This window comes from Flavobacterium sp. 9 (assembly GCF_002754195.1).
Classification (GTDB): Bacteria; Bacteroidota; Bacteroidia; order Flavobacteriales; family Flavobacteriaceae; genus Flavobacterium.
Genome location: NZ_PEEU01000001.1, coordinates 114,664 through 136,404, shown reverse-complemented (window position 1 = coordinate 136,404; position 21,741 = coordinate 114,664). Strand labels below are relative to the sequence as shown.

The 21,741-nt window shown below is 33.9% G+C and carries 22 protein-coding genes and 1 riboswitch; of the genes, 18 read left to right on the top strand and 4 right to left on the bottom strand.

The genetic code is table 11. The features are described 5' to 3' along the window. Positions 1-628 precede the first annotated feature (628 nt). The 7 genes from CLU81_RS00595 (at position 629) to CLU81_RS00565 (ending at position 7,350) form a co-directional block, all read left to right on the top strand. Complete coding sequence (locus tag CLU81_RS00595) at positions 629-1,930, top strand: epoxide hydrolase family protein (RefSeq protein WP_099708049.1); 1,302 nt, start codon at positions 629-631, stop codon at positions 1,928-1,930. A 192-nt stretch (positions 1,931-2,122) separates the two neighbouring features. Then, positions 2,123-2,530, top strand: coding sequence for a cupin domain-containing protein (locus CLU81_RS00590; protein ID WP_099708048.1), 408 nt, complete (start codon positions 2,123-2,125; stop codon positions 2,528-2,530). 442 nt (positions 2,531-2,972) lie between these two features. Continuing rightward, entirely contained in the window at positions 2,973-4,013 is a 1,041-nt protein-coding gene (locus CLU81_RS00585; RefSeq protein ID WP_233209622.1) for an alpha/beta fold hydrolase, read from the top strand. 71 nt (positions 4,014-4,084) lie between these two features. Then, on the top strand, positions 4,085-4,516 hold the full coding sequence (locus CLU81_RS00580) for an organic hydroperoxide resistance protein (RefSeq protein ID WP_199174536.1): 432 nt from the start codon (positions 4,085-4,087) through the stop codon (positions 4,514-4,516). A 67-nt stretch (positions 4,517-4,583) separates the two neighbouring features. Then, positions 4,584-5,357 (top strand): thioredoxin family protein, encoded by a 774-nt coding sequence (locus CLU81_RS00575; RefSeq protein WP_099708047.1) that lies wholly within the window; start codon positions 4,584-4,586, stop codon positions 5,355-5,357. 228 nt (positions 5,358-5,585) lie between these two features. After that, a complete protein-coding gene (locus CLU81_RS00570; protein WP_099712619.1) occupies positions 5,586-6,602 on the top strand; it encodes a sensor histidine kinase in 1,017 nt (338 codons plus the stop codon). Then, a complete protein-coding gene (locus CLU81_RS00565) occupies positions 6,583-7,350 on the top strand; it encodes a LytTR family DNA-binding domain-containing protein (RefSeq protein WP_099708046.1) in 768 nt (255 codons plus the stop codon). Before CLU81_RS00570 ends, CLU81_RS00565 begins: the two co-directional genes overlap by 20 nt. A 209-nt stretch (positions 7,351-7,559) precedes the next feature. On the opposite strand, the gene CLU81_RS00560 is transcribed toward CLU81_RS00565, so the two are convergent. Both CLU81_RS00560 and CLU81_RS00555 read right to left on the bottom strand, forming a co-directional pair. Then, positions 7,560-8,381: a thioredoxin family protein gene (locus CLU81_RS00560; protein ID WP_099708045.1), complete on the bottom strand. Its 822-nt coding sequence runs from the start codon at positions 8,379-8,381 to the stop codon at positions 7,560-7,562. A gap of 145 nt (positions 8,382-8,526) precedes the next feature. Next, a complete protein-coding gene (locus tag CLU81_RS00555; RefSeq protein WP_099712618.1) occupies positions 8,527-8,925 on the bottom strand; it encodes a DoxX family protein in 399 nt (132 codons plus the stop codon). Positions 8,926-9,088: 163 nt separating this feature from the next. On the opposite strand from CLU81_RS00555, the gene CLU81_RS00550 reads away from it, so the two are divergent. The 8 genes from CLU81_RS00550 to CLU81_RS00515 all read left to right on the top strand — a co-directional run bounded on the left by CLU81_RS00550 (position 9,089) and on the right by CLU81_RS00515 (position 16,966). Next, positions 9,089-9,706: a Crp/Fnr family transcriptional regulator gene (locus CLU81_RS00550; RefSeq protein ID WP_233209621.1), complete on the top strand. Its 618-nt coding sequence runs from the start codon at positions 9,089-9,091 to the stop codon at positions 9,704-9,706. Between the two features lie 453 nt (positions 9,707-10,159). After that, the gene (locus tag CLU81_RS00545; RefSeq protein ID WP_099708044.1) at positions 10,160-10,693 is read left to right on the top strand and encodes a YceI family protein; all 534 of its coding nucleotides are present in this window, start codon (positions 10,160-10,162) and stop codon (positions 10,691-10,693) included. Positions 10,694-10,719: 26 nt separating this feature from the next. After that, complete coding sequence (locus tag CLU81_RS00540) at positions 10,720-10,938, top strand: 4-oxalocrotonate tautomerase family protein (RefSeq protein ID WP_042564553.1); 219 nt, start codon at positions 10,720-10,722, stop codon at positions 10,936-10,938. Between the two features lie 5 nt (positions 10,939-10,943). Next, positions 10,944-11,678, top strand: coding sequence for an SDR family NAD(P)-dependent oxidoreductase (locus CLU81_RS00535; RefSeq protein ID WP_099708043.1), 735 nt, complete (start codon positions 10,944-10,946; stop codon positions 11,676-11,678). A gap of 76 nt (positions 11,679-11,754) precedes the next feature. After that, positions 11,755-12,135 (top strand): nuclear transport factor 2 family protein, encoded by a 381-nt coding sequence (locus CLU81_RS00530; RefSeq protein ID WP_233209620.1) that lies wholly within the window; start codon positions 11,755-11,757, stop codon positions 12,133-12,135. 16 nt (positions 12,136-12,151) lie between these two features. After that, positions 12,152-13,237 carry a nitronate monooxygenase family protein gene (locus CLU81_RS00525; protein WP_099708041.1) on the top strand — a complete coding sequence of 362 codons (1,086 nt, stop codon included), beginning with the start codon at positions 12,152-12,154 and terminating at the stop codon, positions 13,235-13,237. A gap of 549 nt (positions 13,238-13,786) precedes the next feature. Continuing rightward, a riboswitch (SAM riboswitch) is annotated at positions 13,787-13,887 on the top strand. A 276-nt stretch (positions 13,888-14,163) separates the two neighbouring features. Next, the gene (locus tag CLU81_RS00520; protein ID WP_099708040.1) at positions 14,164-15,156 is read left to right on the top strand and encodes a TlpA disulfide reductase family protein; all 993 of its coding nucleotides are present in this window, start codon (positions 14,164-14,166) and stop codon (positions 15,154-15,156) included. A gap of 337 nt (positions 15,157-15,493) precedes the next feature. Next, complete coding sequence (locus CLU81_RS00515; protein ID WP_099708039.1) at positions 15,494-16,966, top strand: aminotransferase class V-fold PLP-dependent enzyme; 1,473 nt, start codon at positions 15,494-15,496, stop codon at positions 16,964-16,966. Between the two features lie 278 nt (positions 16,967-17,244). On the opposite strand, the gene CLU81_RS00510 is transcribed toward CLU81_RS00515, so the two are convergent. Next, complete coding sequence (locus CLU81_RS00510) at positions 17,245-17,622, bottom strand: helix-turn-helix domain-containing protein (RefSeq protein ID WP_099708038.1); 378 nt, start codon at positions 17,620-17,622, stop codon at positions 17,245-17,247. Between the two features lie 92 nt (positions 17,623-17,714). Between CLU81_RS00510 and CLU81_RS00505 the strand changes: the two genes are divergently transcribed. After that, complete coding sequence (locus CLU81_RS00505; RefSeq protein ID WP_099708037.1) at positions 17,715-18,713, top strand: NADP-dependent oxidoreductase; 999 nt, start codon at positions 17,715-17,717, stop codon at positions 18,711-18,713. A 306-nt stretch (positions 18,714-19,019) separates the two neighbouring features. After that, positions 19,020-19,457, top strand: a complete 438-nt coding sequence (locus CLU81_RS00500) for a cupin domain-containing protein (RefSeq protein ID WP_099708036.1) — start codon at positions 19,020-19,022, stop codon at positions 19,455-19,457. 248 nt (positions 19,458-19,705) lie between these two features. On the opposite strand, the gene CLU81_RS00495 is transcribed toward CLU81_RS00500, so the two are convergent. Beyond that, positions 19,706-20,293, bottom strand: coding sequence for a nucleosidase (locus tag CLU81_RS00495; protein ID WP_099708035.1), 588 nt, complete (start codon positions 20,291-20,293; stop codon positions 19,706-19,708). 386 nt (positions 20,294-20,679) lie between these two features. Here CLU81_RS00495 and CLU81_RS00490 point away from each other — a divergent pair, with 386 nt between their 5' ends. Next, entirely contained in the window at positions 20,680-21,738 is a 1,059-nt protein-coding gene (locus tag CLU81_RS00490) for a serine hydrolase (protein ID WP_099708034.1), read from the top strand. Positions 21,739-21,741 lie beyond the last annotated feature (3 nt).

Below are 21,741 nucleotides of genomic sequence, written 5' to 3'. Positions count from 1 at the left end.
ATTTTAAATTATTGGAGACAAAGGTATTTTGGCTATACAGGCAGTACAGTCAAAATATAGGTCAAACAGACGAAGTGAGTAGTGAGTCTGACAATTCAGAACCCGAAATACTTTGGGTTCACAACATTATAATAATGGAATCAAATTATTGGCAAAACATAAGATTTGCCTTTATCCTTAAGGGAAGTTTTTAATGTGCGGATAAGTGAGTTTATAGTATAAAGGTATTGCAATACAGATGAGTATCTTGTTTATATTCAGTTTATTATGCTTTAATGATTCTATTTGTATAAATCATAAGAAAATACATTTATAAAAATCTTGAAACAACAGTTATAAGATCATTTAAAGTATCGTCATACTATTAAAGAGTAATTTTACATCGTAATACTTATTCAGTTCTAAGAATTCTATCCTACAGTAAGCAGAACGAAAGCCTCAGCACTTCCATCTATTTGATTTTAGAAAAATTGCCATTATTGTAATGCGTAAATTTTTCAAGTTTAAGAATGTCCATTTGGGCATCAACTTCGCCTGTTTGAGATATTTCTTGATTTTAAAGGGCTTGTTATCGGAATACTTTTGGGAAGAAATTAACTGATAAACAAATAATTTAAAATCAAAAACAATGAAAACAATTCACACAAACAAACGAAGCATCGCAAATATTTTTGCAATAGGAGCTTTCCTTTTGCTTACCACAACTGGTTTTGCACAAAAGAATTTAGAAAAAAGGAAAACAGATTCAGAAGCGATTCGTCCTTATCATATTACTATTTCAGAAAAAGCAATCACAGAACTTCGTGAACGCGTAAATGCTACAAGATGGCCACAAAAAGAAACTGTACAAGATCAGTCACAAGGAGTAAAATTAGCACAGATTCAAGGTCTTGTAAAATATTGGGGAACAGATTATGATTGGCATAAAACAGAAACTAAGTTAAACGCATTACCACAGTTTGTAACCAATATTGACGGATTAGATATTCAGTTCATTCATATAAAATCAAAACATAAAAATGCTTTACCAATTATCATTACTCATGGATGGCCGGGATCTTTCTTTGAACTTTTAAAAGTTATCGGACCATTAACAGATCCAACTGCTTATGGCGGAAAAGCAGAAGATGCTTTTGATGTTGTAATTCCTTCAATGCCTGGATATGGTTTTTCTGAAAAGCCTACAGGAACGGGTTGGGGCGTAGAAAAAATAGGAAGCGCCTGGGATGTATTAATGAAACGTTTGGGATATAAACATTATGTAGCACAAGGTGGTGATTGGGGTTCTGTAATCGCAGATGCAATGGCACGTCAAGCTCCGGAAGGATTATTGGGGATTCACCTGAATATGCCGGCAACGGTTCCTGCTGATATTGCCAAAGCATTACAAGACGGAGATCCGGCGCCTGCAGGATTATCAGTAAAAGAAAAAGCAGCTTTCAATTCTTTGAATAAATTATATACCAGAGGTGCAGGATATGCAGGAATGATGGTAACACGTCCTCAAACTTTAGGATACGGACTTACAGATTCACCAGTTGGTTTAGCTTCATTTTTCTTAGATAAATTTAATGATTGGACTTACAGCGGTGGTAATGCTGAAAAATCACTTACCAGAGACGAAATCCTTGACGATATATCTTTATACTGGTTTACGAATACAGCCAATTCTTCGGCTAGTTTATATTGGGAAAACAACAATAACAATTTTAATGTTGTAGAGCAAAAAACACATGATATCAAAATTCCGGTTGCAGTAACGGTATTTCCCGGAGAGATTTATCAGGCGCCAAAAACATGGACTGAAAAAGCGTATAAAAACTTAATTTATTTTAATGAAGTAAACAAAGGTGGTCATTTTGCTTCTTGGGAAGAACCACAGCTTTATACAGAAGAACTTCGTGCAGCTTTTAAATCATTAAGAAAATAATAAAACTATTTAATTTAAATGTTTTAATACATAGAAACATAGGTTTTATCTTTTAAGAAAGAATAAAATAGAAAATTAAATTTTCTTCACATAGCTATGTGAATTCATGGAAAGTGAAACGCCTTTTCAGTATCAGAAAAACTATGTTTCTATGTGTTTAAATAATTACACACAATCTAAAACATACACAATATGAAAACAAATAAAAACTTCAGCTTATATACAATTGCAATGTTCCTTTTTATGGCTTTTGCTTCAAATAACGCTTCCGCACAACAATCAGGAATAAAACGTACCGATTTACAAAAACATGATCTAAGCATTCCGGGAAAAGAAGCCGTTCAGGCAAGAATTGATTTTGATGCACATTCCGCTTTTGGAAAACATTATCATCCGGGCGAAGAAATCATTTATGTATTAGAAGGCACATTAGAATATGAAGTAGAAGGTCAAGGAACAGTAACACTAAAAGCGGGAGAAGTTTTGTTTATTCCCGCAGGAACGGTTCACTCGGCAAAAAATAATACAAACGCAAAAGCTTCTGAATTGGCAACGTATGTTGTAGAGAAAGGGAAACCAATTTTAGTATTGAAGAAGTAGTTTGAAGTTTCAGGTTTCAAGTTGAAATGCGAATAAATTAACCGCAAAGCGCGCAAAGATTTTTTACTCGTAAGTTTCTATAAAAACGCGAAGATCGCAAAGCTGTGCGAAAATAAACTTTGCGACTTTGCGACTTTGCGTGAAATAAGTTAGCGAATGATTTAACCGCAAAGCGCGCAAAGATTTTTTACTCGTAAGTTTCTATAAAAACGCAAAGATCGCAAAGCTGTGCGAAATAAACTTTGCGAACATTGCGTAAACCTTAGCGCCCTTTGCGGTTAACTTACTCACAATTCACATTTCACAATTCATAACTCATAACTAAAAGACTGTCCATTTCACCTTTTACTTTGTCCACTTCACCTTTTTTCATCTTTTAAAAAGAGTATTGCCGAGATACCTTTGACGAAGAAATTAACTAATAATCAAATAATTAATACTTATGAAAACAATATCTCAAATCAAAACAATTATCAAAGCAACAGCTTCAAAAGCAGTTTTAATCGCCGTTTTATTATTTGCAGCAACACAAATCTCGGCACAATCAAACCAACAAAAAACAAAAGAAATCGAAGTAAGCAGTTCACTGGGAACCTTAAAACAAATCAACGCAGGATTATTGAATGTTGGTTACACAGAAGCAGGACCTTCAAACGGAACTCCGGTAATTTTGCTTCACGGATGGCCTTACGACATTCACAGTTATAACGAAGTCGTTCCAATTTTAGTTTCAAAAGGCTATAGAGTAATCACACCATATTTAAGAGGATCAGGAACAACTCGTTTCCTTTCAAAAGATACTTTTAGAAACGGACAACAAGCCGCGTTAGCAAGTGATATTATTGCTTTGATGGATGCACTTAAAATTGACAAAGCCATAATTGGCGGTTTTGACTGGGGCGCAAGAACAGCAGTTGTAATGGCAGCGCTTTGGCCGGAACGTTTACAAGGATTAGTTTCGGTAAGTGGTTATTTGGTTGTAAATCTTGAAGCCAACTTAAAACCATTGCCTCCAAAAGCAGAACTTGGATGGTGGTACCAATATTATTTTGCTACTGAAAGAGGAAAAGCAGGTTACGCACAAAACACCTACGAATTCAACAAACAAATCTGGCAAATCGCTTCTCCATTATGGAATTTTGATAAAGCCACTTACGATCAAACCGCACAATCATTTGATAATCCGGATCACGTAGCAATTGTAATTCACAACTACAGATGGCGTCAATCGCTTGAAGCAGGAGAATCTAAATACGATAGTTTAGAAAAACGTTTAGCAGCAAGACCGGCAATAAAAGTTCCTACGATTACAATAGCAAGTGACTTTGACGGCGCTTACGCAGATGGAAAAGCATACGCAGATAAATTCACAGGAAAATATGCCCACAGAATCCTAAAAGGCATCGGACATAATGTACCACAAGAAGACCCAAAAGCTTTCGCCCAAGCAATTATAGATGTGGATGCTTTTGGCAAGAATTAAAAATTTAGAATTAAAAATTAAAAATCATAACAGCAACAATTAATAATCAACAATTAACAATTAAAATAGTCATGGAAAACAACAACATCTTTCAAGTAGAAAAAGTATTGTACACAGGAAAAACGCACACTACTGGTGGTCGCGAAGGAGCATCAAAAAGCTCAGACGATCAATTGAATATAAAACTTAGTTCACCGGGATCTTCACGTCCTGGGACAAATCCGGAGCAGCTTTTTGCAGCTGGATGGTCAGCATGTTTTATTGGCGCAATGGGAATTGCAGCTTCTAAACTAAATATCAAATTGCCTGCTGATACTGCCGTAGATACCGAAGTAGATTTATGTCTGACAGACGGAGCTTATTCTTTACAAGCACGTTTGAATATCAGTCTTCCGGGTTTAGATCCTGAAACTGCCAAAGCTGTGGCTCATGAAGCACATCAGACTTGTCCTTATTCTAAAGCCACAAGAGGAAACATTAATGTAGAAATTAATATTCTGTAATAATCCAAGTAAAAGCCTCTTCAATAGTTGAGGCTTTTCTATTAACTACTCTAAACAAACACATATTATGAAAAATACAAAAATTGCAAAGACATTATTTGCCACATTACTGTTATTTATCGGAACAATGGCTTTTAGTCAAAACAATCCTGAGCAGAAAGCAACAAAAGGTTTTGCCTTATTAGAATTATATACTTCCGAAGGTTGCTCAAGTTGTCCTCCGGCAGATGAATTAATGGGAAGAATCCAAAACGAATATAAAGAGGACAATGTTTATGTTTTGGCTTATCACGTTGATTATTGGGACAAACAAGGCTGGAAAGACATCTTTAGCAATCCTGATTATACCAAAAGACAATACGAATACGCAAAATTCCTGGGAAAAGAACCAATTTATACACCACAAGTAATCGTAAACGGCAAAGCAGATTATATTGCTTCACAAGAAACCGTTGTGAGAAACGCTATTAAAAACGCACTTTCTAAGCCCGCTGTTGCTAATGTATCATTAGAAGCTGTTGAAAACAATAATACACTCGCAGTAAATTATAATGTAGAAGGAACTTCAAAAAACAGTCAGTTATTGATTGCATTAGTTCAAAAAGCTGCCAAAAGCAATGTGAAAAGAGGAGAGAATGCACATCGTATTTTATCCCATTATCAAATTGTTCATCATTTGCATACTGTAAATTTAAACAGAGACAGATCCGGAATAGCGATACTTCATTTACCTAATGATTTTAATACAAAAGATTTTGAAGTAATTGGGTTTATACAAGATTCAAAAACCGGAAGTATTTTGGGTGTAAACAAAGCAAATTTTCAAGTTCCTTCTTTGTGAAAATTAGCAAAAAATAAAGTCGACAAAATGACAGTTTTAAATATTAGTAATTATATGTTAGATTATTAGTTATTGATAAACAGTTAATTTAAGTACTTTATTTAAATCTAAAATTTAGGTATAAAAAAGCAATTTATTTTGTATTGCAAAAGTCAAAATGAAATAAATTGCCTTTCAAAAAATCCTATCTTTGACAAAGCAAGAGCTAAAAAAACAGATAAAAAAAATATGGAAAAAGTAAAAAGCTTTCACGTTTCCCGCAAGGTGATTTGGGGAAGTTCTATAGCATTGGCAGTTCTTGCTTCGATTCCCAAATTATTTGATGCCGATTCGACACCTGGAGATATTGTCATCAATTCGTCGATTACGTTGATGTTTTCCATTTTTATATGGTATTATAACATTTATAGTCTTCCAAAATTCTCTACACAACGTACCAATAAAAGTTTGTTCAATTGGAAACTGTTGCTAAGTGTCATATTAGGAATCCTAATAATGGTTGTACTCGTAATTGGACATCAGGAACTTTTTCAGATCTCAAAAATGGACGCACCAATTATGTTCGAATTGCGAGGCGTTCTCATCAATTTGATTGTATATATGTTTCTGCATTTGCTTTTTCAAAACTATCAAACGCAGCAAATGGGAATGGAGCTGGAACGTACACACGCAATACATCTTGGTGCACAATACGAACTTTTAAAACAACAAGTCAATCCGCATTTCTTGTTTAATAGCTTGAATACATTAAAATCGATGGTAGAAATTCAGGATCCGCAGAGTTCTGATTTTATTTTGAAACTATCTGATTTTTATCGTTTTACACTCGAAAGCCGAAAGTTAGATTTAATACCGCTTCGGGAAGAACTTCAAATTTTAGATTCATATGTTTATTTGCTAAAAGCCCGTTTCGAAGACGGATTTGTTCTAATAAATGAAGTTGATAAAAGACAATACGACTCAGCAATTCCACCATTTACATTGCAATTATTAATTGAAAATTGTATCAAACACAATGTTGTTTCACTCGATAAACCTTTACAAATTAATTTATATTCAGAAGATGATTTTCTAATTATCGAAAATAAAATACAACTCAAAAGAGGCGTATTATCGACAGGCGTAGGTCTTGAAAACATTAATCAGAGATTTATGCATCTGATTCATAAAGAAATTGAAATTCATAAAACCGAAACTACTTTTAAAGTAAAAATCCCAATGATCTATGACTATCATAATAATTGAAGATGAAGTTAAAACGGCCAAAGCACTTGGTCAGCTTATTTTGAGTATCAGACCAGATGCTCAAATTTTGTCCTATATACAAAGCATAGACGGAGCCGTAAGTTATTTGATGGAAAACGATCAGCCTGATCTTATTTTCATGGATATTCAACTTGCAGATGGATTATGTTTTGAGATATTTAAAAACGTTGAGGTTTTGTCACCCGTTATATTCTGCACCGCTTTTGACGATTATGCCATTGAAGCTTTCAAATCAAACGGAGTCGATTATGTCTTAAAACCCTTTTCGGGAGAAAGCATTGCAAACGCAATAAAGAAAGTAGGCGAATTGAAGAATTTCTTTCAAAGGAATAAAAAAATGATGCCTGATTTCGAATATTTATTAACCAGAACTGGCGAAAATACTGGAAAAAGCAGCTTTTTGGTTTTTAAAAACAATAAATATCAAACCGTTCTAACAGAGAATATAGCCTTCTTTTACATCAAAAATGAAACCCCAACGATTATGACATTTGATAAAACAGAATATCAAATTACACAATCCCTCGATGAGGTTCATAAACTATTATCTACAATGCAATTCTTTAGAGTCAACAGACAATATTTGGTTAATTTCTCAGCAATCAGAGAAGCAGAACATTATTTTTCTCGCAAGTTAATCCTCAAATTAACCGTTCCCACAGAAGAAAAATTATTGGTAGGAAAAGAGAAAGCTACTGCGTTTTTAAGTTGGTTAGAGAATAGGTAAAATAGCTTTTAAATTTTAGTTTTTCTCGTAACCCTGAAGTTTAAACACAATCTTGTCATTTCGACGGAGGAGAAATCTTCGCAAGAAACTCCGCAACGAGAATCCAATCTTTGTCGAGCTTCTCGTGGAGATTTCTCCCTTCGCTCGAAATGACAAAAACCTTTACAAGATCTATTAATCATAACATTAAGACAAATAAAAAAGCTGATTTACAATAAATCAGCTTTTGTTGTTATAAGTATTTTTCCGGTAACGGTATTTTGAATAAACCCAATTAATTCAAAGTCTTTCAAATTATAATTCCCTGGTTTTAGAATCTTTACTTTTCCTTGCTTTTCAGTTAAAGAAAAAGAATTTAGCTGTCTCACAATTTGAACATGATGTAATATATTACCCTTATTTTCACCCCGAATTACATTAGAAGTTGCCTGTTTTTGAATTGTAGCAACAAACAAACTCGTGTTTTTCTCCAGTAAATTAGTTTTAAAATCTACTTCTAAAGAATCTTTATCTGATTTTGAACTTAGAGTTAAATCTGCTATTGTTTTGGCTTTCAAAGCATCAGAAACCTTTTGCTTTAAAGCAGATTCATTATAACCTGCAAATTCAGTACTTCCGTTAATGATAAATTGAGGCGTGTACATTACAAACAAGTGAAGCCAATCCTGATATTTCTGTTGGCGATTCGTAAATTCATTCGAGCTGAATTGATCTTTCCATCCCAAACGATCCCAATAATCAACATGATATGCCATGAAATAAATGTTTTTATCGCCAGTTTGTTGTTGCAATTTCGCCATTAATTCATCGGCAGGAGGACAACTCGAACAACCTTCTGAAGTAAAAAGTTCTACAACAGCGAAGCTATTATTATTATTATTATTATTATTATTATTTAAGATTTCGAGGTTTGTTTTTTCAGATTTTGGCTCTCCAATTAATTCTTCGTGACTGTCCGGAAACATGAAACAATTGAGAAAAAAGAGAACCGAAAGTGCGATTACCGCAACTATTAAAAGTGCATTTTTCATGATTTTTAAAGTTTAAATTTTCACTTTAGATAAAGCGAAATAATTAGATGTATTTTAATGTTTTGAACAAACTAAAAAATGTCTGAAATAAACCTTCAGACATTTTTAGTTTGATATTTTTATTTTCTGAAATGAAGGAGAATTATTAAGCTTCGATTTCGTTTTTAACGTAAGTTGCAGTGTATAATTTTCTAAACATAATATACGTTACGCTTACCATAATAAAGGCAATTATCGCATCGATTGTAGCAGGAAAACCTAATACTGCTACTTTTGAAAAGAAAGCAAAAATGATGTCGAAGAAAACGCCTGCAAATACCCATTCTTTCAACCTTAATAATTTATTCGGAATCAAAAGTGTAATAACTCCGGATACTTTCATTACGCCAAGCAAATAAATAAAGTGTGTAGGATAACCTAGTTGTTGTGTGATTTTCCAAACTACAGGATTTGTTGTAAGTTCAAAAAATCCGCTGGCACCAAACCATAAAGAAGTTAAAATAATTCCTGTCCAATAAATAATTTTTGTTGTTTTTGTGTTCATGATTTTAATTTTTAAGTTGTTAAACAGGACAAATTTGCGACAGAAGGCTTCGGAATCATATTGCTTTTTTGCCGAAACGGACAATTTGAGATTTGAATCAGACATTCTAAACTTTAAGCTTTTCTACAGAACTAAAGTTTTGATGTAATCCGATTTCGTAACTTTGAAAAATACTTTCTCAACAACAGAAATTCATACAACAAGAATGGGAGCCAAAGAACTACTAAAAGAACATATTACCAAAACCGCTTTATTGTCGGACGAGGAATTCGATTATTTTTTTTCTCATTTTTCACCGCTTTCCTTCAAGAAAGGACAAACGATTGTAAGCGCCGGAGATCATGTTGATTGCGAATATTTTGTGATTTTGGGTTGTCTAAAAGCTTTTTTTATAAACGACGAAATCAAGATGTATATTCTTCAGTTTGCCATGCCTACATGGTGGACTTCGGATTATAATGCATTATACAATCAAACAATTGCAACCATAAATATTGATTGCATTACAGATGCCGAAGTACTTTGTATTTCTAATAGTGACCGCGAAAAACTGTGTAAGGAATTCCATCAGGTAGAACATTTTTTTCGCTGGAGAACCAATAAAGGATATATCGCCTCACAGAAAAGGCTTTTATCTTTTATGAATAACAATGTCAAAACCCGCTACGAAGAACTTTTGGCATTATATCCTCAATTGTATAATCTTGTTCCCAAACATTTGATTGCTGCTTATTTGGGCGTTTCAAGAGAAACTTTAAGTAGATTGCAGGCTCATAAATAGTTTATTATTATTATTATTATTATTATGTGTTTACGTGTAGTTTGTTATCCCGAGGAACGAGGGATCTCCGCAAGTAACTCCTCAAACTAAATCGCCAATATTTGTCGAATCCCGCGTGTGATTTCTCCTCTGTCGAAATGACAAAAACGAAAATAAGTTTCTCGCAGATTCTACAGATTTAAGTAGATTTTTTATCGCCACAAATGTTGCATTGCCCGTGGTTTCAACCATGGGAATACAATCTATTGGCGCAATTCATTATCATAATCTAAATCCCTGTAGTTGAAACCACAGGCAATGGTTAATTTTATCTCTATGTAAAATCCTTTGCACCTTTGCAACTTTGCCCCTTTGAACCTCAAAAAAAAAGAATGTGATCTAGGTCACGTAACCAATTTTTATATCCGCCGTTCCTTTGTATTGTAGTTTTAAACACACTTAAATACAATAAAAATGGAAACAACAAATTTTAAAATCGTAAGCTCAAATAGCAACGTAGAATGGACTGGTAGAAAAGTTACCGGTGCACATAATGGTACAATTGGTATCAAAGAAGGTAATTTCATCTTGAATGGTGGAAAAGTAAAAGGAGGTAATATTGTTATTAATACCTCTACAATAAAAATTCTGGACATTACAGATACTGCAGCAAACGAACAATTCGCTGGACATCTTGCTTCAGATGATTTTTTCTCTATCGAAAAATTTCCAACCGCATCTTTTGATATTCTTTCTGTGAAAGAAGTAGCAGACAACACTTATTATCTTGAAGGCAATCTTACTATAAAAGATATTTCGCATGTTGTTGGTTTTGAAGCGAGTTTAGAAAATGCTGAAAATGCAATTACACTTTCTGGTAAATTGGTTATTGATCGTACCAAATATGATATTAGATTCCGTTCAGGGAATTTCTTCAAAGATTTGGGTGATACATTGATTTACAATGATTTTGAATTGGATTTCAATATTACTGCACAAGCAATCTAATTTAGAATAATCTAAAAACTAAAGTCATGCCTTACGTAAAAATAGAATTGACCCGCGAAGGAGTAACTCGCGAGCAAAAACAGGAATTAATAAGCGGAATAACCAATTTGATTACAGACGTTTTAAACAAAGATCCGCACTTAACTCACGTTGTAATTCAGGAAATTGAATTGGACGATTGGGGTTACGCAGGAGAACAAGTATCAGTATTAAGAGAAAAAGGCATTACAGCCGATAAAAAATAAATATCATGAAAAAACAAACCATAATAGTGACCGGAGCAGCATCTGGAATAGGAAAAGGAATCGCCAAATACTTTTTGGACAGAGGAGATAATGTTGTCATCAATTCATTAACGCCAAGCGCATTAGAAAACGCTTTTAATGAATTTGGAGCAGGAGATAATCTTGCAATGTTTGCAGGCGATGTGAGTAATGTAGAAACCGGAAAACAATTAGTTGCTTTAGCAATTCAAAAATTTGGATCAGCAGATGTATTGGTAAATAATGCCGGAATTTTTGACAGCAAACCATTTTTGGAAGTTGACGAAGCATATTTGGATAAATTTCTAACAACAAACCTAAAAGGAACTTTCTTCACTACACAAGCCGTAATTCCGCAAATGTTAGAACAAAAAGGCGGTGTCGTAATCAATATAGGAACACCGCTAGTAAACCACGGATTGGGCGGATGGCCAGCTTCGGCTCCGGTTTCGAGTAAAGGTGCAATTCACGCATTGACGATTCAATTGGCAGCAGAATTTGGAAAACAAAATATCCGCATAAATACCGTTGCGCCAGGCGTTATCAGAACTCCAATGCATGGCGATAACGCAGATCAAAGTGCAGGTTTACATTTATTAAACCGAGTAGGAGAGATCGACGATGTTGCCGAAATGGTTTATACCGTGGCAAAAAGCAACTTTATTACCGGATCAATTATCAATGTTGACGGAGGTAAAGCAGCTGGACATAATTTGAATTAAGTTGAAAACTTTTGCAATACTAATAGCTTTGATGTCCTGCTTAACGGCAGGACTTAAAGCACAAAATAAAATTAAAATGGAAAATCAACAAGTAGAAATAAAAGCAATTACTGAGGTAGTAGAAAACTATTATTTCAAAGGAATTTATGAAGGAGACGAAATGTTGCTGGGAAGTATTTTTCATCCCGGATCGTTACTTTTTGGTGATGTTAAAGGACAAGCTTACTTCAAAACTGTAGATCTTTATTTGGATGGCGTAAAAAACAGACAAAGTCCAAAAGATTCCGGAAAACCTTTTAAAGGTGAAATTCTGAACATAAAAGTCGTGAATTCAATAGCGATTGCAGAGATTAATGTTAAAATGTACAACTTTAATTATCGGGATTTTTTATCTTTCCATAAGATTGACGGCAAATGGATTATTGTCAATAAAATGTTGACAGACGTTAGCGAATAATTTAAACTCTAAAGCGATGTGGTACAATACAAAAGCGAAGGAACTGTTAGGAATTGATTATCCGATATTGCAAGGACCTTTTGGCGGTAATTTATCAACCGTAGAATTAACAGCAACGGTTTCTAATCTTGGCGGATTAGGCGGTTACGGAGCTTATACTTTAACTCCGCAGGAAATTTATGAAGCCGACAAGCAAATAAAAGCAGCAACGAATAAACCCTATAATATTAATCTTTGGGTTTCGGATCATGATATTCCAGATGGCGGTTTAACCGATGAACAATTCGAGAAAACAAAAGCGCTTTTCAAACCTTATTATGACGAAGTTGGGATTCCGTTACCGGAAAAAGCAGCGCCGTTTCAATCGAGATTTGATAATCAATTGCAAGTTATTTTAGATGTTAAACCAAAAGTTTTCAGCTTTATGTTTGGCGTTCCTTCGGATGATGTTTTAGAACAATGCCGAAAATTAGGAATTGTAACCGTAGGAGCAGCTACAACACTTGACGAAGCTATTTTTCTCGAAAGCAAAGGTGTTGATATGATTATCGCTTCGGGTTTTGAAGCAGGAGGACACCGACCTTCTTTTTTGGCTTCAGCCGAATCATCTGTAACCGGAACTTTTGTTTTACTACAGTTAATGCGCGAAAAAATTAAAACTCCTATTATTGCCGCTGGAGGAATCGCGGACGGAAAAGGAATTGCCGCAGCTTTAACATTAGGCGCAAGCGCAGCCCAAATTGGGACAGCATTTTTAGCCACCGATGAATCGAATGCATTACCAATTCACAGAGAAATGCTGTTTTCGGATGCAGCAAAATACACAACACTTTCACGAGCTTACACAGGAAGACTAGGACGCGGCATCACAAGCCGAATCGCAAAAGATATAATAGGGAAAGAATTAGATGTCCTGCCTTTTCCGTTACAAACGACTTTTATTTCGCCATTGCGAAAAGCAGCGCTAGATCAACAAAAATGGTATATGATATTATTCTGGGGAGGACAAATTTCGCCAATTTTAAAACACACAAAGGCGACAGCATTAATGCATTCCTTAATTGAAGAAACGACAGCTTATTTTGAGGATTTGAGGTTGTAATCTGGTTTTTGTATAAAATTTCATGTCGCTTCTCTGAAGCTTTTTAATATATTATAATTGTTTTTTTCTGTAAATATGATGTCTTTCAGGGCTTAATGTAAGGCTGATGCTATGTCGCTTCTCTGAAGCTTTTTTAACATATAGCAATTGTTCGTGCTATAAATATGATGCCCCTCCAGGGCTGAATAAAATTCCGTTAGGAATGTAATATTTATAGAAAAGAATTTATTAATTTAAGTGGAGCCCCATCAGGGCGATATATAGTTACGATAAAAATAAGCAAACTCATTTCAAAAACGGAATGAGTTTTTTTATGCTTTTTCTACAACATAAAAATGATATTTGATGTTTTTCATCAATCAAGTGTATGAATTTATGTTATAAAATAAGAAAACTTCAAAAGAATTTTTTATAGATAAATATTTATTTTACAGTCATTTATGATATAGAAAATAGGCTGTTTGAATAATTTCTGAAAAAATATTCTTAAACTATACTAATTTTATAGAATTAGTATATATATTTGTATCACAGAAAACTTCTGTATGATACTTATCCAGAAAGACTGAGGGAATAGGCCCAATGATGTCTTAGCAACCTGTTACCGAATAAGGTGCTAAATCCTTCCTGCCTTGCGGGACAGATAAGAAAGATTTCCTCAAAATCTGAATAAGATCATGAATGTTAGAAATTATTTATTTTTTAAAATGAAAACAGACTCAACTTTATACGCGGCTTATGAATTTTTGAATTCAATTTTTGATGCAAATAGTATTGCTGTTTTCCGAATGCGAAAGCATTAAACTCTATCCAATTTCCCTTTAAATAGCATTTGCTAAAATCCATTTTGCATTGGGTTAAAGGAATTCTGTTGTCTAATTTCAACTAAAATAAAAATCATATTATCACTTAAAAATCAAAACAAAATGAAGAAAATACTATTAGGTTTCGCTTTATTTCTTGGAGTTACACAAACTCAGGCGCAAGACACCAGCTTGCAATTAAAAGGAACTGTTGTAGATACAGTTGCGCAATATGTTTATCTCCAGAAATTCCACAATAAAATGTTTACCACAATTGATTCGGTAAAAGTAAAAGACGGAAATTTTAGTTTTAAAACCAAAGTAAAAACGCCTGAATTATACGGTTTAAGCGTAAATACAGAAGACAGTCCATTATATATTTTCCTTGAAAAAGGTCCAATAACTGTAAAATTAAATCCAAAAAAATACTATAGCGGATCTGTAGTTGAAGGTTCTGAAACTCAGAATTTATTCGAAACCTACAGAAAATCGAAAGATGTAGAAATCAGTAAATTCATTACAGAAAATCCAAAATCTATCGTTTCGGCTTATGTTTTATACAGAAACTGGTCGTACAGATTAACGCCGGAGCAAATCACTCAAAATATTGCTTTGCTTGATAAAAGCCTTCAAAGTACCACTTACGTGAAAGAATTAAAAGAACTGGTTACCGTTTTGAACGGATTGGCGGTTGGAAAAAAAGCCCCTGATTTTACCAGCACTAATCCAGAAGGAAAACCAGTTCGCTTTTATGAAAATTTAAAAGGCGGTTACACTTTAGTGGATTTCTGGGCTTCATGGTGTGGACCTTGCCGAAAAGAAAACCCAAATATCGTAGCGGCTTACAAAGAATTTCATGATAAAGGATTCAACATTATCGGAATCTCTTTGGATAAAAAGAAAGAAAACTGGATCAAAGGTATTCAGGATGATAATTTGACCTGGACACACGTTTCTGATTTACTTTTCTGGAACAGCGCCGTTGCTAAATTATATGGTGTAAGAGCAATTCCGGGGAATTATTTAGTGGATTCAAAAGGAATTATCGTAGCAAAAAATCTTCACGGAGAAGAATTACAAACTACGCTTAAAGCACTTTTAGGACAAGCAAATTAATTTTTTAAACGCATAGAAACATAGTTTCTCTTTATATAGATAGGCGTTTTAACAAATCCTGAAACTTCGGGAGAAGCCTTGTATCTAACTCGACAAAGAAAATTTTACCGCAAAGTTCACAAAGGATTACGCAAAGTTCGCAAAGTTTTGAGAATTACGCTTTGCTTTAAGATCACAAAGGGATTGTGTTTAAAGCTTAATTTAATGATATCGAGCTTTGGGATTATGTGTGAAAATCTAGATTTTTTCAAACATCTTTTATTTAGAATAGAATCTATGTTTCTATGTGTTTAAAATACAAACAATAATAAATTTAGTTAATTTAAATGATAAGGAAATGAATGCTATTGAGACAGAAACGAAACCAATTGAATTGGAGTGTTATTTTTCTAAATTCAGAGAAAACACAGTAGGCGTAGATCACACTTTTAAATCGGTTTATGGAAAACAAAATTTGCTGTATGCAGATTGGGTTGCCAGCGGAAGATTATACGTTCCGATCGAGGATATTATGCTTAATAAAATTGGTCCAATGATTGCCAATACGCATTCACTTTCAAGTCAAACCGGAAAAACTTCGACTTATGCTTATCAATATGCCAGAGATGTCATAAAAAAATCTGTTAATGCCAGCCAATCTGATGTTTTGGTTACGACCGGAACCGGAATGACGGCCGCTTTATCAAAACTGCAAAGAATAATGGGCTTGCGAGCAAATGATGATAATGATAAACCTGTTGTTTTTATCACGCACATGGAGCACCATTCTAATCAGGTTTCGTGGTATGAAACCAATGCCGAAGTTGTGATTTTGCCTCCTGATGAAAACAATTTGGTCGACCCGAATATTCTTTCGGAAGAAATTAAAAAATATGCTGACAGAAGTATAAAAATTGGTTCATTTACGGCTTGTTCAAATGTAACAGGAATTATTACGCCTTATCATGAATTAGCTAAAATTATGCATGAAAACGGCGGACTTTGTTTTGTTGATTTTGCTGCTTCGGCGCCATATGTCAAAATCGATATGCATCCAAAAGATCCGAAACAGCAATTAGATGCTATTTTCTTTTCGCCTCATAAATTCTTAGGCGGACCAGGAACTTGTGGTGTTTTGGTTTTTAATGAGCAATTATACAAATCTGATTTTCCGGATAATCCCGGCGGAGGAAATGTAAAATGGACAAATCCGTTAGGAAAATATTGTTATAGCGAGGTCATAGAAGTTAGAGAAGATGGTGGGACGCCAGGCTTTCTACAAGTAATAAGAACTGCCTTAGCTTTAGAATTAAAAGATAAAATGGGAGTTTCAAATATTAAAAACAGAGAAAAAGAATTACTTGATCTTTGTTTTTCCAGACTTCAAAAAATAAAAGGTTTGTCTATTTTAGGAGACCTTAAAACGGATCGAATAGGTTGTGTTTCTTTCGTAATCGAAGACATTCATTATAATCTTATTGTACGACTTTTAAATGACCGTTTCGGAATTCAGGTTCGTGGCGGTTGGTCTTGTGCGAGTACTTATGCGCATTATCTTTTTAATATAAATGAGAAAAAATCAGCAATAATTACAAGTGAACTTTTAGAGAAAAACCAAACCAATAAACCTGGTTGGGTTCGTTTATCACTGCATCCAATTATGACAAATGATGAACTTTCGTTTATCTGCGATGCAATTGAACAAGTTGCTTTACATTCTAAAAAATGGCAGAAAGATTACGAGTATAATTCGGTTACAAATGAATTTGAAAATCCTGAAATTAAAGAAACTATAGCCGAAGAAGTAAATGAATGGTTTAACTTCGAGTAATACATGAGATAAACATTGATAACATAAACCCGATAGTCCCGAAGCCTCGGGATTAAAACCTGTTGGGTTTCTTATTGATAATATTCCGTAGGAATATCTCGTCGGTAGAAAAAAAATGATATTGATTGGAGTTATGTCCTGTAAGGACATCTGACACAAGAATAGATTATGGAGCATTTACCAAACGTTCCTACGGAGCGTATAAATCGCAATTCAAATTTGGTTCAACCGACCAAACATTCCTAACGGAATGAAATTGGTTTCCGAAAAAAAAAGAATTACTTTAGAGATTCGATAATTTTCTCTCTGTGTGTAATTCCCCAATTTACCAATGTTTCGGTTACGGGAAGCACAGATTTTCCATATTCTGTAATTGCATAAGCAACAGTTGCGGGTTTAGTATCTTGTTCCGTTCGGCTTACGAGTAAATTTGTCTCCAGTTCTTTTAATTCCTTACTGAGCATTTTAGCCGAGATTCCTCCAATTTCACGTTGCATTTTCTTAAAATGAATCGTTTGATGCGTTCGATTCGTTAAGAAACGCAGAATCATAAGTTTCCATTTTCCACCCAATACATCCAAACTGTCGCGCATTGCCATAAGTTCTTCTGAACAATTGGCTTCACGAAGTATTCCGTTATCATTAATTTTTGCCATACTAGTTTCTATTTGGTAACCGGTTACCTCGGGTTAACCTATAACAAAAATAAAGCTTTAGCACTATATTTTTGTATAATAAAACAATAAAAATGAAAGCAATTGTACTACAAGAAAACAGAGAGTTTCTTCTGGAAGAAATAGAAATTCCGCAACCTGAAAACAATCAAATTCAGGTAAAAATTATAGCTTCAGGTTTTAATCCGATTGATTATCAAATGACCGAAGACGGATCAGAAAGAAAGCTTTTGCGTTCTCCAATTCTCGGTCGTGAGTTTTCCGGAATTGTCTCAGCAATTGGCACAAACGTAACCGATTTTAAAATAGGAGATGCTGTTTTATGCGGATCAGGAAGTATGGGATCTAATGGGACTTATGCCGAATATATTTCTATTCCTGAAGCCATTGCGGTACATAAACCTTCGAACATTTCTTTCGAAGAAGCTGCGGCAATTCCGTCTGCGGGTTTAACGGCTTTGCAATCGTTTAACCGCATGAACGCTTCTCTTTCGGATTCGGTTTTAATTACAGGCGCTGCGGGCGGAGTGGGCAATATGCTCGTGAAATTACTTATTGCAAATAACTATGAGAATTTTATTGTTACGGCTGGAAATGAAAATAGTATCAATGCCTTACTTGGGCTTGGTGTTAAGCCAGAAAAAATCATCAACTATAAAAAAGAGGAGATCTACGAAACCGCACTTTCTTTAAATGAAAATAAAAACTTTGATTTTGTTGTGGATTTGGTAGGAAACAACACAGCAGAAATTGGCGCGAGACTCCTAAAAACAAACGGAGTTTATGTAGATGTAACTAATTTTTCGACACCAGAATCGCGGGGAATTCTTTTTACAAAAGGCGCTACAATCTTAAATATCTCGAACTACGTTTACGGACTTGAAAAACGTTATGATTATTACAAAAACGGATTAAATGAGTTAAGATTATTTTTGCAAAACGGAATAATCTCACCGCCAGAAATTCAAGTAGTTGGAGGTTTAGAGGTTTCTACAGTTACAACTGCACATTCAATATTACGCGAGAATAAAACACAAGGAAAGAAATTAGTAATGCAAATAGGCGAAAGATAAATTATAAACGAATTAGTCAAGAAAGTAATTAGGAAAATCCGTTTTTATCAGCGTTTTCGCTTTAGCGAATCAGTAAAACCAGCGTCTAATTTTGACGCGGATAAAACAGATTTACTTCGTAAAAACGCGGATAAACACGGATTTGATTTGCAATGATTTTATTTTATAAAGTTTAACTTAATGATATTTAGCTTCGTAATACAATCAAAATCGCCAATCTTTGTCGAATTACTTGTGTGATTTCTCTTTTCAGTCGAAATGACAAATAAAAACTTGATAAGATTCAAAAAATAAAATCAATACAATATGAAAACAATTCCAAGAAGAGTTGTCACGGGTTTACACAACGGAAAATCAATAATCGAAGAAGATTCTATAGTAACCAATGTTTCAGAACATTTTCCGGGTCTGATAATTTCGGATATTTGGTCAACAGATAGTGCTCCGGCGAAATTTGAAGAGAAAATTATTGAGAATACAGCTTTTCCTAATACACCTTTAAACGGAAGTTATTTTAGATATGTACAGATTCCGCCTGATAAAGATTTAGGGATTGTAGCGCCAGAAAATCAGCCACATCCGTTAATGCATCAAACAGAAACTCTGGATTATATCATTATTCTTTCTGGGGAAATTTATTTAATTGTAGACGAAGGCGAAACTTTATTGCAAGCGGGAGATATTGTCGTACAAAGAGGAACAAATCATGCCTGGAGCAATCGCTCTGATTTGCCTTGTATATAATTGGCGATACTTTTGGATGCTTCCAAATAAATGATTTAATTAATTAAAGTTATTGGTTAATAATTAGAAAAATCCGTTTTTATCAGCGTTTTCGCTTTAGCGAATCAGTAAAATCAGCGTCTAATTTTGACGCGGATAAAACAGATTTACTTCGTAAAAACGCGGATAAAAACGGATTTATTAAGCTAGCAGCTGGAATTAATTAAACAAAGTAACAGGAAATTCTAAATCTCTAAATAGAAGAATTGTTACTTTTTTAAATTTAAAATTTTCCCATAAGCTTCAGCGGCTTTATGAACCTGAATCATCCAGTCGTCGGCAGCATTATCATCTGCGCCGTCTGAAATATATTTTAGACATAAAAACGGAATATTCTCTTTCATCGCAATCATAGCAAGTGCGTAAGCTTCCATATCTACGACGTCATATATTTTTGTGTCGTGTCCCATTTCAAAATTATCGCCGGTTCCGCAAATCCCGATTTGTAGTTCCGGCATTGTCAAACCATATTCTAAAATTACCGGTAAATCAGAAAGTGGCGTTTCGTATAACGCATATCCTAATCCGCGAACATCCATATCTCTTTGTACAAATTTGGTACAACAAATAACATCGCCTTTTTTGAAATGACTACTTCCGGCTGATCCAAGATTAACAATAAGAGACGGCTTTTTGGACTGTATAGCTTTGGTAAGTTCATAAGCAGCATTTACTTTTCCAATTCCGGTAATTAATGTGTTTTGTCCATCAAAAACATCGGCAGCTTCAACTGCTAAAGCAAACGAAAAAAGTACATTCTCTAAAGCAAAGGATTGCTCGTTGTTAATCTTTATCATTAAAATTTTATTTTGAAGATGCAAATATGCCTAATTAAAATAAATAAAATAGAGGTGTTGCGCTTTAATTTTTGGATAAAAAAGCAATCGGAAAAATTAAATGAAGAAGTTAAAACAAAGTTTTTTAATTCGTATGAGTAAATTTTTTAAATAAATTCAGCTTTGTTTTCTTGATTATATATTGTCAATATTTTGTAATTTGCTTTGGAATTTTGTTTTTAAGATGTTGTAAAATAGCGCTTTGTAATTACTCGTACTTCTTGTTTTTATTATTCGTACCTATTTTTTGAAACAAATGAGTACGAGTGTTTTTATTCGGTCGCGCAGGACTGGTTTCTTTCTGAGATTTGTATCAGAATAAATTTCTAACCTTAAAAAACGATACCATGAAAACTTCCCTAAAATTATTAGCAGCAGTATTATTAGTAAGCACTTTTTCTTTTGGACAAGACATTACAAGAAAAATTGATTCCATAATTAAAGACAATTATCAAAAGAATCCTGATGTAGGTATTAGTGTTGGTTTTATTCAGAATAATAAAGAATTCTATAGTTCTTACGGAAAATTGAATGCAGAAAGTAAAACAGAAATTAATAAAAATTCTATTTTCGAAATTGCTTCTATTACCAAGATTTTAACTGCAAATTTAGTTGCACAAGCCGTTTTGGAGAACAAAATAAAGCTTGATGATTATATCGACAATTATCTTCCTAAACAATATGTTTTGAATGAAAATTTAAAAAACAAAATCAAAATTTCTGATTTAGCTTCTCATCAATCTGGTTTGCCTGATATAGATTTCGGAAAATTAATTGCACTAGATCCGCAACAACCAATAAATAATGTGACCGAAAAAACATTGGCAGACATTATCAATAATTGTACAGAACTTAAAGATTATGGCAAATACCGTTATTCTACAATTGGAATTACTTTATTGGGACAAATACTAGAGAAAGCGTATAACAAGAGTTACGATGAAATTATTAGAGAAAAAATAATAAATCCGTTACATATGAATAATACGCTAACGAAAGATTTTGATGTAAAAAACAGAACAACTGGTCACAATCCTGAAGGAGGAATTCAGGAGTTTTTCAAATGGAATGTTACTGCGCCTGCGGGATTAGTAAAATCGAATGCTACGGATATGGTTAAATATCTTAAAGCGGTTTTGAATAAAGAAACTACAGTTGGTAAAGCGGCATTAATTACTGAACAAACGTTCTATAAAGTTGATAACAGAGAATTAGGATTGGCTGTAAATATTGATTCAGATGATAAAAACACGCTTTATATGAAATCTGGTGATTCAATGGGACAATCTTCTATTATCTGTTATAACAGAGCTAAAAATTGGGGAATTATAATTCTTCTTGATAAAAGAAATTCAAAAATGAGATCGAATTTGTTAGATACTATTACTGAGAAAGTTCTGCAATAAAAA